The sequence below is a fragment of the Caballeronia sordidicola genome, assembly GCF_002220365.1.
Lineage (GTDB): Bacteria > Pseudomonadota > Gammaproteobacteria > Burkholderiales > Burkholderiaceae > Caballeronia > Caballeronia sordidicola_C.
Map to the genome: position 1 here is coordinate 51528 of NZ_MTHB01000165.1, position 15257 is coordinate 66784.

The window sequence follows — 15257 nt, forward strand, 5'->3', positions numbered from 1 at the left end:
ATCCTCTTGACTCAACGAGTAGCCAGTGCTTCCGGAGCATCGGCGCGGCGATGTTTCAGCGCATCGAGCACGACAATCGACAGGAGCGAAATCCCGGCAAGACACGTGTAAAACACTGCCAGCGGCCACCATTGCCCCGTGAATTTGTGCGCAAGCCAAGTTCCGACGAGCGGCGTCAAACCGCCCGCGATCGCGCCGCAAACCTGATACGAAATCGAGATCGCCGAGTACCGCACACGCACCGGAAACACGCCGCTGACAAAACCTGCGATGACCGAATAGAAGCTCGCCATACAGACCACGGCGATCGCGATGCCGATAATCATCGACACCATGTTGCCGCTCTGCACGAGGATGAACATGGGATAGGGCGAGATCATCGCGCACAGGGCCGTGAGCTTCAGGAAGCGCGCACCGCCTATCTTTTCGGCGAGCAACGCGGCGAGCGGCTGGGTAAGAAACTGGATGATCGCGACGGCAAACAGGCAATCGAGGATCAGCGATTTCGTCACGCCCACATACTGCGTGGTGTACGAAATCATGAAGGTGTTGGTGAAATACACGCCGGCAATGCCAATCGTATTTGCGCCAATGCAAAACGCAACCAGCGCGCCCGACGAACGGAACACCTCGGCAATCGGCAGGTCCACCGTGCGCTTGGACAACTTCTCGCGCTCGAATTCCGGCGACTCGTTCACGCCCATCCGAATCAGGATGCCGACCACCAGCAACACCGCGCTCACCAGAAACGGCAAGCGCCAGCCCCACGCGATGAACTCGTCATGCGGCATCGACGTCACCGCGCGAAACGCGATCAGCGACAGAATCAGGCCGGCCGGGCTGCCGAGTTGCGCGAACGACGCGAAAAACGTCCGCCGCCCCTTGGGTGCATGCTCGGCCGCCATCAGCACGGCTCCGCCCCATTCGCCGCCAACCGCAATGCCCTGCACCACGCGCAGCAACACGAGCAGCACCGGCGCGAGCAGGCCGACTTTCGAATAAGCGGGCAGCAAACCGACGCACACGGTCGCCACGCCCATCATCATCAGCGTGGTCATCAGCGCTTTCTTGCGGCCGATCTTGTCGCCGAGATGACCGAAGATCACGCCGCCCAAGGGCCGCGCGAAGAACCCGACGGCGAACGTGGCGAATGACGCCATCGTGCTGATGAACGGATCGTGCGACGGGAAATACAGCTCGCCGAAGACAAGCGCGGCGGCGGTGGCGTAGATATAGAAGTCGTACCACTCGATCATCGTGCCGATGAAAGCGGCGGCCGCCGCGCGCACGGGCTGCCGAGTCGCATCAAGTGCTGGGGTCAAGGTGTCTCCTGATTCGCTCGTATTGATGCGGATGGTCAGAGCGTTTTATCGCCAGCCATAAAACATTAGTCCAATTTCGATTTATTATTCGCCGTATAAGTTTGGCTAATACCTTGGACATTTCCCCATGACTCAACGGCGTGTAGATATAGCCCGGTTCCTGAACGACCGGCTCGACTGGAACCTGCTGCGCACTTTCCTGGTCATCATGCAAGAGCGCAGCGTGAGCCGCGCCGCCGCGCGCCTGCATCTCACACAACCAGCGGTGAGCCAGGCGCTCAAGCGCCTGGAAGACACGCTCGGGCGCAACCTGATCCAGCGCCGTGGCCCGCACTTCGAGCCAACACACGCGGGAGAAGAGGTGTACCTGATCGCAAGCGATATCTACGGCCAGATGTCGCGGCTCGAAACCGAGCTCGATGACCGCAGCGAAGACATCACCGGTTCGATCCGGCTGCTGACGGTGAGCCGCATCGATTCAGGCGTGTATGACGAGTTTCTCGGCGAATTTCACCGGACTTATCCGCGCATCGACTTGCATATCGAGGTAATGCGTTCCTCGGACATCATTTCGTCGCTGCTGCAAAAGACCGCGACGGCGGGGCTCAGCTTGTGCCGCACGCCCATCGATAAACTCGAGCAGCGTTGTTTTCTGCGCCAGCGATATGCCATTTTTTGTGGCCGGTACCATCGCCTGTTCGGACGGCATGGGTTGTCGATGGAAGATTTGCTCGCGGAAAACTTCGTGTCATTCACGAGCGATCAAATTGGCGACAGCTTGTCGCCGCTGACCGTCTTTCGCGACCAGCGCGGATTCACGGGACGGATCGTGGCGGCGTCGCCCAGTCTGGACGAAGTGCGGCGGCTGATCTTCGCGGGGTATGGCATCGGCTGCCTGCCCGAGCACATTGTCCGCGACGACCTTACGCAGCAGCGCCTGTGGCGTTTGCCGCCGGAAGAGGGTCTGGTCGATGTCGACGTCGATCTGCTGTGGCATCGCGGACGCAAGATGAACGCCGCGGAGCAGGCGTTCCTCGATGGCATGGAGCGCACGATGCAGCGTTATTCACTGCCCGAACGGCTCGCGCCGCGCTAGCCGCGCTGAGCCGCAAGCGCGATGCGAGCGCCAAGGCTTCGCATCCGCTGCCGGCTGAAAGCCCGCAAACCTCAAACCGTAAGCAGAACCCCCATACAATAGCCGCACCGCTTGGGACACCCTCGCCCTGGAATCCGCAAAACCGCCCCACATCACCCCATCACGACCCGACCACATGTATAGAGCACCTTTTCTAAACAGGAAAAATCCACTTGGCAAACGTTGGCGCACAGCCGCGACCCTGGTTATAGCCGCCGCCACTTTCACCTTCGCGATGAACTCGCCTGTCGAGGCCCGCGGCGGCGGTGGCGGCGGTTCCAGGGCGGAAGCACAGAAACCAACGCCGAATCGCGCAGCGACGAAGAAGTCGAAGGTCCAGCGGGTCGCTGTCCCGGCCGGTCCGCTTCCGGCCACTGTCATGGCGGCGCTTGCACGCGCCCACGTGCCGCTTTCGTCGATGAGCGTCGTGGTCGAGCGGATTGGCGGAGGCGGCGTGCCCCTCGTCGCGATCAACGCCAACGAGCCGATGATGCCCGCCTCCACCATGAAGCTGGTCACCACGTACTCGGGCTTGTCGTTATTGGGTCCGGATTACCGCTGGAAAACCACGGCCTACGCCGATGGTGAAGTCGATGCAAGCGGCGTCCTTCACGGCAACCTGTATATCCAGGGCACGGGCGATCCGAAACTCGTGCCGGAAGAACTCATCGACCTGGTGGACCAGATCCGCCACAACGGGATCACAGGCATTGACGGCGCGCTGGTCCTGGACAAACGTTACTTCGATACATCCACGCGCGATCTCCCCGCCTTCGACGCCGACGAAAACGCGCCCTACAACGTCGGCCCGGACCCGCTGCTGTATGCGTTCAAGTCGCTGTCGTTCACGTTGACGCCGAGCCCGGACGGCCAGGTTGCAATCGATGTGCTGCCGCAACTCGCGCAGTTGCAGATCGACAACGAACTCAAGGTCACGCGCGGCGCTTGCGCGGGCTCGCTGCCGGCGGCGTCGCCGAGCGTGGCGCAAACCACGGGCGGCTTCGTGCAGGCGTCGTTTATCGGCGACTATCCGCTGCGATGCGGCCCGCGCACCATCAACGTCGCCGCGCTCGATCACTCCACATTCTTTGCCGGCGGCTTCCTCGCGCTGTGGAAACAGGCGGGCGGCACGTTCAACGGCACCACCCGCGAAGGCCCGACGCCAGTCAGCGCGCGGCTGGTCGGCACGCACCGCAGCCCGGTGCTGTCGGACATCGTTCGCGACATCAACAAGTTCAGCAACAACGTAATGGCGCGCAACCTGTTCCTGACCATCGGCGCCGCAATGGGCAAACCGCCGGCGACGACCCAGAAATCATCGGCGGCGATCGAGGCGTTCCTGCATCGCAGCGCGCTACCCATGACCGGTCTCTATCTCGATAACGGCTCGGGCCTGTCGCGCGAAGAACACATCACGGCGCAATCGCTCGCCGACCTGCTCACGGCCGCGAATTCGAGCCCGGTGGCGCAGGTCTTCGTGGAGTCGTTGCCCATCGCGGGCGTGGACGGCACCATGCGCAACCGGCTCACCAACGCAGGCGCGGTCGGCAACGCCCACATCAAGACGGGCACGCTGCGCGACGTGCGGGCCATCGCCGGCTACGTGGGTGCGGAGAACGGCGAGAGCTACGTGGTGGTGAGTTTTATCAACGACCCGCGTGCCGAAGCGGCCCGGGCGGCGCACGACGCGCTGCTCGAGTGGGTGTATGAAGGCGCTCGCCGCACGGGATCGGCTGAATGAGACGCTTGCTGACTGACTTGGAACCCGAGGACGCGCGCTCTGCAAGCACAGGCAAACCCTCGTAGGAAACATCTCAAATCTTCTTAAAGATTCGGTAAGCTATCGCCACGCCAGGCCGACGACACGCAGTGTCCGCAGTGCGTGTCGTTTGAAGCCAACGCCCAAGCGGAAAGCCAGCCGACAGCAACCTCGAAGCGGCGTGCAGACCACATGACCAGATAAACGAGGAACGAGGAGATGAAGTCGATGAAACCCGCCCTGACGAAACCTGCCGCGCGTCAAACGCGCTGGCTGCTCGCTGCCCAGACGGCCACTGCGTGCGCCGCGTTCGCCTTGCTGGCCGCGTGCGGCGGCGGCAGCGATAACAACAACAACACGCCTGCGGGCGGTGTGAAACTGCAAGTGGTGTCGTTTGGCGACAGTCTCTCGGACGTCGGCACGTATGCGCCGGTCGCAGCGGCGAACTTCGGCGGCGGCCGCTTCACGACAAATCCGGGCCAGATCTGGACCCAGAACGTGGCGCAATATTACGGCGACACGCTGACGGCAGCGAACACGGGCGGCTTCGGCATTCCGCTTTCGCCGGCCAGCGGTTTGGGTTATGCGCAAGGCGGCTCACGCGTGACGCTGCAGCCGGGGGTGGGCCACGCCACGCCGGGCACGGCGAACGCGGACTTCTCGGAGGCCACGACCATCCCGATTAACGACCAGGTCACCCAGTACATCGGCTCGCATGGTTCGTTCAACGCCAACCAGCTCGTGCTGGTGAACGGCGGCGCCAACGACATCTTCTACAACCTGGCCGTGGCGCAAGCGACAGCCGCCGGCATCCAGGCGCAGCTCGCCGCTGGCGCTATCACGCCGGCGCAGGCGCAGGCAGCCGGCACCGCCGCAACGACCGCCGCGACGACCGCTATCAGCCAGGCGGCCATCGACCTGGCGACGTTAGTTGGCAGGGTGCTGCAATCCGGTGCGACGCACGTGGTGGTATCGGCGGTTCCTGACATCGGCGGAGCGCCTGAGGGATTGGCCAGCGCCGATAAAGGCGTGACCTTCTCGCAAGTGACGCAGCTGTTCAACGGCACCCTGAAGGGCGCGCTGCAGCAGTCGGGGTTGTTGTCGAAGGTGATCTATGTCGATGCCTACACGTGGGTCGACGGCATCCAGGCGAACTTCCAGGCGAACGGCTTCACGGTATCGAATACGGGCACGGCCTGTAATCTCGCCGCAATGACCGCCGCCGCGACCAAGCTGGGCGAGCCAGACCCGTCGGCATTCGCTACGTCGCTGTTCTGCTCACCGCAAACCTACACGGTGGCCGGCGCGGACCAGTCGTACATGTATGCGGATACCGTCCACCCGACGACGCATCTGCACGCGCTGTTCTCCTCGTACGTGGAGCAACAGATTGCTGCAAGCGGACTGGGGAAATAAACGCGGCTGAATGAGCCGATGAGGTTAAACGCCCGGTCGAAGAAGACCGGGCGTTTCTCATTGGGTGGTGGTCATGCGCACGCTGAAAAATCCCCGTCGCCGCCAGACTGGTCGGACAGTTTAGGTCCGGATGTCCGCCGAAGACGTGCACGGCGCGTGTTAAAAAAGTGCTGCGTACCATTGCAGGTCTCGGCACTCGTAACCCCTATCTGAAAAGGCGTCTTTTTCGACGGCCGTGAATACGGGCGAAAACAGCGCTTTCTCAACGGTCCATCCGGCTACTCTTCTGCCTTCTTTTGTTGAGAGGAATCTCTCGATATGCGTCTCGAACTTTGCGAGAGACGCTCCGTCGTGCGCGGTCGCATTGCGCTTGCACGAACCGAATCGCACGCGTTGATCGTCGGCATCCAGCGCTACGATATCGATCTCAATGTCGTTATCCACATTGCGCGCCCGGTTCCAATAACCGAGTTCGATGGAGCTCAGGGAAAAGTCGCCCAGGCCCTTACGCGAGCATTCAATATGCAGGTGCCGGATCAGCTTTTCGAACGCAAAACCTTCGTGCCCATAGCAACGCGGCATCGCGCGTTCGATTGCCTTGGCGAGCGGGCGCATGCGTGAGGTGTCGCGCGCCGGCTTGACCACCGCCAACCACGCCTGCAGAAAATTATCGGTAACGTAGTACCAGGCATTGCGACTGTTGCTGTCGGAGAACACGGGTTGACGCTTGTCGACCATCTGGTAGTTTTCAACAAGACGCCTGATGTGCGTGCCCAAGGGCGTCATGTCGTCTTCCCGGTTGACGGCAGCAATCACGTCACCGTTGCCGCAGCCCGGGTTCTGCGCGAGGTAGTTCAGGATGGACAGCATCTTCCCCTTCACCTCCCGCAGAAATGATGTGTCCGCTTCCTCCGCCAAAGGACTTCCCTCCTTGAGGAACATCCGTTCCAGCAGCGCTTGGGCAAAATTGTCCCGGGATACGGAAAACAACCCCTGATCGAAAGCATCTCGATAAAACTTCGGTACGCCCTCGAAAAAGCTCCATAGCGTGAGCCATTGGTAAGGATCCTCGATCCCATGCGCGCGATACACGGAGGTCAAATCTTCGAAATCCCAATGCTGCAATTCGATGGTTGCGGTCAGCCGGCCGAAGAGCGGCGCACCTTTGTCGTCGAGTAGTGCGCTCATTTCCGATTGAAGCGAGCCGAGTACAAATAAACCGCCTTTATGCGTCTCGCGAAGTCGATCCACTTGCTCCTGCAGAAACGAGTTGAAAGGCCGAAGCTTCGGTGCCGTGAAGTACTGAAATTCGTCGAGTACGACGACAAGCCCGTCCCGGCACAAATCACCAATAGCCGAAGCCATAGAATTGAAATCCACTACCGAATCGGCCAGAGAGTTCGCAAAAGGGGATTCGCAATCGCTGAGGGTACGGCGAAAACTCGCGGCAACATCGCGCTCATCCGAGTCGGGAATTTGCATGTAGACCATGCGGGTCAGCAATGTTCCATCGGATTTGGAAAGCTCGCGCAGCAGCGTTGTCTTGCCTATACGCCGACGACCCTGAATGCGGCAAAAGAACCAAGCCGGTCCGTGAACCAGTTGTCGAGCGTTTCCAACGTGCCCGTGCGACCATAAAACGACCATTGCGCCATGCTGATACCCTTAAGATACTTTTTTGTATCTTAATTTTTTTACCATTCTAAGCGCATGATTTTTATGCTAATTTTTGGCTTATTTAAGAACGCCATAGGCGTTCAGTCGGCGGAGATTGGGCCAGACGCGCTGCTCGATCAAGTTAAGGTACAAAAAAGTATCTTAACTTGATCAGACGCATACAAAGCCGGCCGCGTCCCTTTATTCCTGCTCTTCAAACGCCGCCGCCGCACGCCCTAACCGGTCGTTCACCGCGCTCCATTCCGCCGATACCGGCAGCGTCTCGATCAATATCCTCTCGACATCGGCGCAATCGAGCGCGCGCAGCAGACGGTACAGCTCGCGTGCGTAGCTCTGCGGATCATCGGGCGCAGCAATGAAATGCACGTTCGGTGCGTCCGCCCATTTACCCGCGCTCGATGTCCGCGCGACCAGCGCCAGCTTCTTGCCGGCATCCAGCGGATGGGCTGCGAGCAACGGTTCCAGTGCCGCAAACGGCAACAAGCTGAGCGGCGTGCGCGGCGCGTAGTGCGCCTTCAGCGTGCCGGAGGCGCGCGGCGCGCTGGCGTCGGTGCCATCGGGCAGACGCGGCATGACGCCCAGCACATCGGCGATCTCCAACGGACTGACATGTCCCGGCCGCAGCAACGCAGGAAAGCCCCGCGATAAATCCAGAATGGTCGATTCGATGCCCACCTTCGCCGCCCCGCCATCCAGCACATGCACGCTTGCGCCGAATTCATCGCGGACATGTTGCGCCGTGGTCGGGCTGACATGCCCAAACCGGTTCGCCGATGGCCCCGCCACGCCGCCATGACCATCGCGCAAAGTACTGAAGGCGGTGAGCAGCGCCTGCGCGACCGGATGTGACGGACAACGGATAGCGACGGAATCCTGCCCGCCACTGACCGCCGCCGGCACGTGCGCCGCGCGCTTCAGGATCAGCGTGAGCGGACCGGGCCAGAAGGCATCGATCAGTTTCTGCGCATCGGCTGAAAGCGATTCGACCCAATACGCCGGGTCGCTGCCGGGCGCGAGATGCACGATCACCGGATGATTCGACGGCCGCCCCTTTGCCGCATAGATCCGCGCGATAGCCTCGGGATTGCCGGCATCGCCGCCCAGTCCGTAGACGGTTTCAGTCGGAAACGCGACGAGTTGCCCGGCGTCGAGCAACGCGGCGGCCTCCGTGATCTGCGCGACGGTGGGAGCTTCGAAAGTCATCAAGGTTAATCCAGCGCAATGTGCAGCATGCGGGCGCAATCGCGCGCCGCCGTGCGCACTTCTTCGAGCGTGGCGCCGGTGAAATTCACGTGGCCCATCTTGCGGCCGTGCCGCGCCTCTTCCTTGCCGTACAGGTGCAACCGCGCGGTGGGCAACGCGATCACGTCATGCCACGGCGGCGTGCGCGACTTCGTGCCTTCAAACCAGATGTCGCCGAGAATATTCAGCATCGCGGCCGGCGAATGCTGGCGTGTGTCGCCGAGCGGCATGCCGGTCATCGCGCGGACTTGCTGCTCGAACTGGCTGGTGGCGCAGGCATCGACGGTGTAGTGACCGGAGTTATGCGGACGCGGTGCCATTTCGTTGGCGATCAGCGTGCCGTCGTCCAGGATGAAAAACTCCACGCACAGCACGCCGACGTAATCCAGCTTCGCGGCAATCGTGAGCGCGGCATCTTGCGCCTGGGCGACGAGCGCAGGCGACGCGTCCGGCGCGGGCACGACAGTCTTCGCCAGAATGCCGCTGACGTGCTGGTTCTGCGCGAGCGGGAAAACGGCCGACTTCCCGTCGCCGGCACGCGCGATCAGCACGGACACCTCGAACTTGAGCGGCATGCGCTTTTCGAGCACACAAGGCACGCCCGCGAGCGACCCATAAGCGGTGCGCACTTCATCGACGTTGCGCACGCTCGTCTGACCTTTGCCGTCGTAGCCGAGACGCGCCGTCTTCAGAATGCCCGGCAGCACGGCGGCGATCTGTTCGTCGCTTAAGGCGGCCAGCGCTTGCGGCGACTCGATCACCACATGCGGCGCCACCGGCACGCCTGCGCTCGCGATAAACCGTTTCTCCGCCACGCGATCCTGCGCAATCGCCACGCATCGGCCGGCAGGGCTGACGAACGTCGTTTTCGCGATGAAATCGAGACTGGCGGACGGCACGTTCTCGAATTCCGTCGATACCGCCGCGCACAAGCGCGCGAGTTCGGTGAGCGCCGATTCGTCGTTGTACGCGGCGCGGATGTGTTTATCCGCGACAGAACCGGCCGGACTCGTCTCGTTGGGATCGAGGACCGCCACGCGATAGCCCATGGACTGTGCTGCGAAACAGAACATGCGGCCGAGCTGGCCGCCGCCGACCATGCCGAGCCATGCGCCCGGCTGGATGGGAGAACTGGGTTGGGTGTGTGCGTTCATCTTGTGGGGTCGGTCAGTCGGTCTCGGCCGGAAATGGTGCCGGAGGTGTTACGTGAAACTGCTGCGTCTATAGCGGCGGGAGGACCATGGCGTGCGCCGCGTCGTTCTGGCGCGAGCGAAATGCCGCGAGTTTCTCAGCGTAGGCAGTTTGGGTGACAGCGAGTATGGAGACTGCGAACAACGCTGCGTTCGCCGCGCCCGCCTCGCCGATAGCAAACGTCGCCACGGGCACGCCCTTGGGCATCTGCACGATCGAATGCAATGAGTCCACGCCCTTCAAATATTTACTCGATACCGGCACGCCCAGCACCGGCACCGTGGTCTTGGCGGCGAGCATGCCCGGCAGATGCGCCGCGCCGCCCGCCCCCGCGATGATCACCGCGAGGCCACGCTGACGCGCGCTTTCGGCGTAGGCGAACATTTCGTCGGGCATGCGGTGCGCCGATACCACCTTCGCTTCGTAAGGCACGCCGAACTCCTGAAGAATCGCGACCGCGTTTTTCATCACGTCCCAGTCGGAACTGGAACCCATTAACACGCCGATCAACGGTGCGTCGTGCGTGTGGGCCGCGGTGGCGGTCTGGACTTCGCTCATCGTGCTGCATTCCTTTGGGGTGGACAGGCCTTTGGCGGCCTTTTTCGGGTGGTGCGGATTGGAAGCGTTCCGGCCGTTATGCGATGGCCTTTCGGACTCGGCGCTGCCTGGCCGGACGCTTGGCTGCGTTGATTGCCGGCAGCTTTTTGCGTTTGCCACTACCGCGGTCAAGCCACTGGAGACGCCCGCCGTAGCGAGCGCCATCCTTGGCCGGCCCAGCCGCGAAACCTTACGCCAGCGACTGCCCGGTCAACCGTTGCAGCGCTTCTTCGTACTTCTCGGCTGTTTTCGCAATCACGTCGTCGGGCAACTTCGGCGCCGGGGGCGTTTTTCCCCATGATTGCGTTTCGAGCCAGTCGCGCACGAATTGCTTGTCGAACGACGGCGGGTTCGTGCCGACCTGATACCCGTCCGCCGGCCAGAAGCGTGACGAATCCGCTGTCAGCACTTCGTCCATCAGGAACAGTTCGCCGCGCGTGTCCAGTCCGAATTCGAACTTCGTGTCCGCGATGATGATGCCGCGCGTCGCCGCATACTCGGCCGCTTCCTTATACAGCTTGATCGAAATCGCGCGGATGGTCGCCGACAGTTCGGTGCCGATCCGGCGTTCCATCTCATCGTAGGTGATGTTTTCGTCGTGATGGCCCATTTCGGCCTTCGCTGCCGGCGTGAAAATCGGTTCGGGCAGCTTTTCGGCGTTCTTCAGGCCCGGCGGCAATTGCACGCCGCAGACCGAAGCCGTTGCCTGATAGTCCTTCCAGCCGCTGCCGGCCAGATAACCGCGCACGACCGCTTCCACCAGGATCGGCTCCAGGCGCTTTACCACGACGGCGCGGCCCTTGACCTGATCGGCTTCGTCAGCGGCGACCACGGTTGCGGGATCGATGCCGGTATTGTGGTTCGGCACGATGTGCGAGAGCTTCGCAAACCAGAAATCGGCCATCTGGTTCAGGACGCGGCCCTTGTTCGGAATGGGCTCGCCCATGATCACGTCGAACGCTGACAGACGGTCGGTCGTGACGATCAGGAGCTTGTCGGTGCCGACTGCGTAGTTGTCGCGGACCTTGCCGCGCCCAAGCAGGGGCAACGATTTCAGCGTGGATTCGTACAGCGGGGAATGTGAGGTGGACATCGTCATCTACCGGAAAAGTGCCGCAAATCAGGCTGAGAGAAAAAACCAACACGCCGTTCCCCGGAATTGCGGGAACGGCGGTTCGTGTCGGCTGACCCTGTCATGCGCCCAGGGTCAGCCTTTGCATTCATTCTGCATAGTGATGCCCGGCGCAAAACCGGGCGCAAAACCGGGCGCCAAACGCGACTCAACGCCATTGTAAACGCGTCGGGCGGACGACTCGATTTTGGTTCATCGACGGTGAGGCTGCAGGCGAAACCGCCCACTACGCCGTCCGAGGATGGCCATCTCAAAAAAAGCCGTCCAGCGGGCCGTTCAAACGCCTGCCTGGCGCTTGCCCGAGGCTTATGCTCCAACGCACGCTGGCCCCGCCAAACCCTGTCAAACCGGGGCTGAAGCGCTTATCGACTTGCTTACCTGACGATTTGAGCCAGTTCGCCGGACTTGTACTTCTCGGCGATTTTATCGAGCGGGACCGGTTTGATCTTGCTCGCCTGGCCTTCGCAGCCGAATTGCATGTAGCGTTCGAGGCAGATTTTCCTGGCTGCCTCGCGGGCCGGTTTCAGGTAGTCACGCGGATCGAATTTCGACGGATTTTCGCCGAAATAGCGGCGGATTGCACCCGTTATTGCAAGCCGCAGGTCGGTATCGATGTTCACCTTGCGAACGCCGTGACGAATTCCTTCCTGGATTTCCTCGACCGGCACGCCATAGGTTTCCCTCATGTCGCCGCCGAATTCGCGGATTTCGGCCAGCAGGTTCTGCGGCACCGACGACGATCCGTGCATCACCAGGTGCGTGTTCGGAATGCGCTGGTGGATTTCCTTGATGCGCTGGATGGCGAGGATATCGCCCGTTGGCTTCTTGGTGAATTTATACGCACCGTGCGATGTGCCGATGGCAATAGCCAGCGCGTCGCATTGGGTTTTCTTCACGAAGTCGGCGGCTTGTTCGACGTCGGTGAGCAACTGCTCGCGCGTCATGGTGCCTTCGGCGCCGTGGCCGTCTTCCTTGTCGCCCTTCATGGTTTCGAGCGAGCCGAGCACGCCGAGTTCGGCTTCAACCGTCACACCGATCGAGTGGGCCGCTTCGACCACTTTGCGCGATACATCGACGTTGTATTCATACGATGCAACGCTTTTGCCGTCGGCCTCGAGCGAGCCGTCCATCATCACGCTCGTAAAACCGCTGCGGATGGCGGCCATGCAGACCGCCGGGGATTGGCCGTGGTCCTGGTGCATCACGACCGGGATGTGCGGGTATGACTCGACCGCAGCTTCGATCAGGTGGCGCAGGAACGCTTCGCCAGCGTATTTCCGCGCGCCGGCAGAGGCCTGCATGATGACCGGGGCGTTGACCTGGTCGGCGGCGGCCATGATGGCTTGTACTTGCTCCAGGTTGTTGACGTTGAACGCTGGAAGCGCGTAGCCGTTTTCAGCCGCGTGATCCAGCAGTTGTCGCATTGATACGAGAGGCATGGGTAAAACTCCTTGAGATGGAACGAAGTCTTTTTTTGGCTGTTTGCGGTGTTCTTGCTGTTGTGGGCATCGCCAGGTTTGTAATATTTTAGCTGGAGCCGACAGGCCGTTATGTGTTCGTTCGCACTCGGGAGGTTCGCTTGGAAGAGGCTTCGGAGTTCGCGGCCGGGTCAATTACAGGCAGAGGTCAACTACTACCGGCCACTCGCCGACCAAGCTGTCTCAATGGCACCGTCACTTAAACCCGACAGCCTCCACTCAAACCGGTGCGGTTCAGTTCGAGGCCTGCCTGCGAGCCACCCAGCCGAGTCTGAACATTTTCCAAGCGCGAAGGATCCTGGGGTCCGAGTACTCGCCCTCCACGACTCCGCTTTCTTTGCAGAACCGAGGATGCCGAGATTCAAAGAAAATCTCGTTATATCCTCGCTCGAAGCAAGCTCTCGCTATCTCTTCCTCAGCGGCATCCATATCGGACCACCAGCAGACAGCTTCATTGTCTCCCGTCCATGTGGCGTCTATTTGTGAAGCCGTTGCAGCAGGAATGCCAGCCGGTTTCTGTCCGTCGAGCGGATTGAGGTTTATGCGTTCAAATTCCATGAGCACGTGACGGATTTCATCGAGATATTGATTTCCGGTCGCCGTTAAAGAAATGTGAGATCTAAGCCTGATCAAAAGAGGCGCACCGAACCGCGCTTCCATCGAAGCGATATGTTGTTCGAGCGATCGTCTCGAAAGGGATAGCGTTTCGGCGGCTTGTGAAACACTTCCGCATTGAGCGAGTTCTACGAGGCAACGCATTGCCACGATGGAATCCCATTTTTGCCAACTTGCGACCGGGATTGAACGCCATATTTCCGGTGAGGAGTTCGTGAGTTTTTTCTCAAGATTGTCGTAGGTCTCGAGAAATTCACGAATCGATTCGAGGAAGCGGGCACCTGCAGTTGTTAAAGAAACCTCGCGCGTTGTTCGGATCAAGACTCGCACATGTAGTCGCATTTCCAATTGGGAAACACCACGCGAGATCGATGCAGGAGCGATTTGGAGTTCCTTCGCTGCCATCGTGAAACTTCTGAGTTGTGCCACTCGCGCGAAGATGCGCATTTGCGAAACGATATTCACGGGGCGCTCCCTTTTGAAGGATCTTGTTGCCAGGCAATGGGCAGCGGATAGCTGACCGGCCTAAACAGCCCGGCTGCGACAGAGATTAGCGAACCGGAAGCGATGACATTTACTGAACCTGTTCGTCCTTTGGCGAAACGCTTCGCGTCCTCGCAATTGAAATTTGCGCACACCCAGACCTGGGCGGAAGCGGGAAGACAGGTTGCATGTCCTAATCAATGCGTTTAATTGATGGTGTTGACGTGGAGGGAAAAGCTACTGATGATCTTTGGCTCGAAGCAAGCGACCGGCTGGACGATGAAGTGCGTACCAACTAGAGAGTCGATGATCCGGCAGGCAAGCGGTTCGCAGTGTGGGGGCAGTTGGGTAATGTCGTCGGCAAGGCTCGCTCGGTCTGGGTGAGCGTCGAGGTGGTAGACCGCGCGCAGGTTGCTAGCGGTGTCACTGCCAGCGAGCGTTTGATCTTGAGACTGGGTTAATGCAAGAGACTGGAATGCCACTTGGATACCTCGCTATCTGTCCTGAACATCCGGGAACGAATGATGTGCTGAAGCAGAACCGCCCATAACGCATTGACACATTGATTTGATCGATGTGATCAACGTTAGGTACGCGAGACATTCCGATCAATCGGACTTTTCCTAAACTATCAATCCCGAAAAACGGGTGCCGGGGCAATTGAATGAAGGCTCGTAAACAATCAATGGATTAGAGACAGGGGGTGATTAACTTGACGGAAAACGCGTTTACTTTCGTCTTTTGCAGGGCGAAATGGCGCGCGATGAAGCGCTGAGGTAAGGAGGATTGCGCAGAAGTTGGCGCTGTCGGCGTCGCTCGAGTTGGCCGCGGCAAATGGAAGGTTGCGCGGCACGACGGACAACGCGAGCAGCCGGCCGTGCATACAATGATGAGAGCGCAGGCCGCGCTACGGCGGCAGGCAGCGCTTGATGCGATCAAGCTTGCGATGAATCCGCGCGCGTGGCTGCGCGGCGAACGCGACCGTATGCATGTGGTTCACGCGCCGTCACTACAAGCCGAGTCATCGCGTCACTTGATGCGCGATCGTGGGCAATTGCAGAAAGAAGTGCTTTCGCATCAGGACTGCATGCGCAAGCTGGTTGTATGTCTGCCCGCGCCTGTGCGTAGACGCATCAACGTCCGATGCAGCTCAAGGGCGTCGAACGTGTGGGGGCGTCCTTCTCGTCTCGGACCGCTAACCGCGGAAGCC

General features: G+C 60.6%; 12 protein-coding genes and 1 pseudogene. 4 read left to right on the top strand and 9 right to left on the bottom strand.

Going from position 1 to position 15257, the window contains the following annotated elements; all coding sequences use genetic code 11:
• Nucleotides 1–11: 11 nt before the first annotated feature.
• Entirely contained in the window at nucleotides 12–1322 is a 1311-nt protein-coding gene (locus tag BSU04_RS24330) for an MFS transporter (RefSeq protein ID WP_089162976.1), read from the bottom strand.
• Between the two features lie 127 nt (nucleotides 1323–1449).
• Here BSU04_RS24330 and BSU04_RS24335 point away from each other — a divergent pair, with 127 nt between their 5' ends.
• From BSU04_RS24335 to BSU04_RS24345, 3 genes are all read left to right on the top strand, one after another.
• On the top strand, nucleotides 1450–2418 hold the full coding sequence (locus tag BSU04_RS24335) for a LysR family transcriptional regulator (protein WP_089162977.1): 969 nt from the start codon (nucleotides 1450–1452) through the stop codon (nucleotides 2416–2418).
• 274 nt (nucleotides 2419–2692) lie between these two features.
• Nucleotides 2693–4198: a D-alanyl-D-alanine carboxypeptidase/D-alanyl-D-alanine endopeptidase gene (gene dacB / locus BSU04_RS24340; protein ID WP_089162978.1), complete on the top strand. Its 1506-nt coding sequence runs from the start codon at nucleotides 2693–2695 to the stop codon at nucleotides 4196–4198.
• 237 nt (nucleotides 4199–4435) lie between these two features.
• Nucleotides 4436–5632, top strand: coding sequence for an SGNH/GDSL hydrolase family protein (locus BSU04_RS24345; RefSeq protein ID WP_089162979.1), 1197 nt, complete (start codon nucleotides 4436–4438; stop codon nucleotides 5630–5632).
• Between the two features lie 159 nt (nucleotides 5633–5791).
• Here BSU04_RS24345 and BSU04_RS24350 read toward each other — a convergent pair whose 3' ends face one another.
• The 8 genes from BSU04_RS24350 to BSU04_RS24385 form a co-directional block, all read right to left on the bottom strand.
• Nucleotides 5792–6997, bottom strand: a complete 1206-nt coding sequence (locus BSU04_RS24350) for an ATP-binding protein (protein WP_373452857.1) — start codon at nucleotides 6995–6997, stop codon at nucleotides 5792–5794.
• A 492-nt stretch (nucleotides 6998–7489) separates the two neighbouring features.
• Nucleotides 7490–8512 (bottom strand): L-threonylcarbamoyladenylate synthase, encoded by a 1023-nt coding sequence (locus tag BSU04_RS24355; protein WP_089162980.1) that lies wholly within the window; start codon nucleotides 8510–8512, stop codon nucleotides 7490–7492.
• 5 nt (nucleotides 8513–8517) lie between these two features.
• A complete protein-coding gene (locus BSU04_RS24360) occupies nucleotides 8518–9705 on the bottom strand; it encodes a 5-(carboxyamino)imidazole ribonucleotide synthase (RefSeq protein WP_089162981.1) in 1188 nt (395 codons plus the stop codon).
• Nucleotides 9706–9772: 67 nt separating this feature from the next.
• Nucleotides 9773–10300 (bottom strand): 5-(carboxyamino)imidazole ribonucleotide mutase, encoded by a 528-nt coding sequence (gene purE / locus BSU04_RS24365; protein WP_089162982.1) that lies wholly within the window; start codon nucleotides 10298–10300, stop codon nucleotides 9773–9775.
• A 229-nt stretch (nucleotides 10301–10529) separates the two neighbouring features.
• On the bottom strand, nucleotides 10530–11432 hold the full coding sequence (locus tag BSU04_RS24370) for a phosphoribosylaminoimidazolesuccinocarboxamide synthase (RefSeq protein ID WP_089163081.1): 903 nt from the start codon (nucleotides 11430–11432) through the stop codon (nucleotides 10530–10532).
• Nucleotides 11433–11845: 413 nt separating this feature from the next.
• On the bottom strand, nucleotides 11846–12910 hold the full coding sequence (gene fba / locus BSU04_RS24375; protein WP_089162983.1) for a class II fructose-bisphosphate aldolase: 1065 nt from the start codon (nucleotides 12908–12910) through the stop codon (nucleotides 11846–11848).
• 273 nt (nucleotides 12911–13183) lie between these two features.
• A complete protein-coding gene (locus tag BSU04_RS24380) occupies nucleotides 13184–14029 on the bottom strand; it encodes a LysR family transcriptional regulator (RefSeq protein ID WP_144021336.1) in 846 nt (281 codons plus the stop codon).
• A gap of 224 nt (nucleotides 14030–14253) precedes the next feature.
• Nucleotides 14254–14529, bottom strand: coding sequence for a hypothetical protein (locus BSU04_RS24385; RefSeq protein ID WP_089162985.1), 276 nt, complete (start codon nucleotides 14527–14529; stop codon nucleotides 14254–14256).
• A 303-nt stretch (nucleotides 14530–14832) separates the two neighbouring features.
• On the opposite strand from BSU04_RS24385, the pseudogene BSU04_RS24390 reads away from it, so the two are divergent.
• Nucleotides 14833–15158 (top strand): annotated as a pseudogene (locus BSU04_RS24390) (IS110 family transposase); the annotation flags it as partial.
• Between the last annotated feature and the right edge of the window lie 99 nt (nucleotides 15159–15257).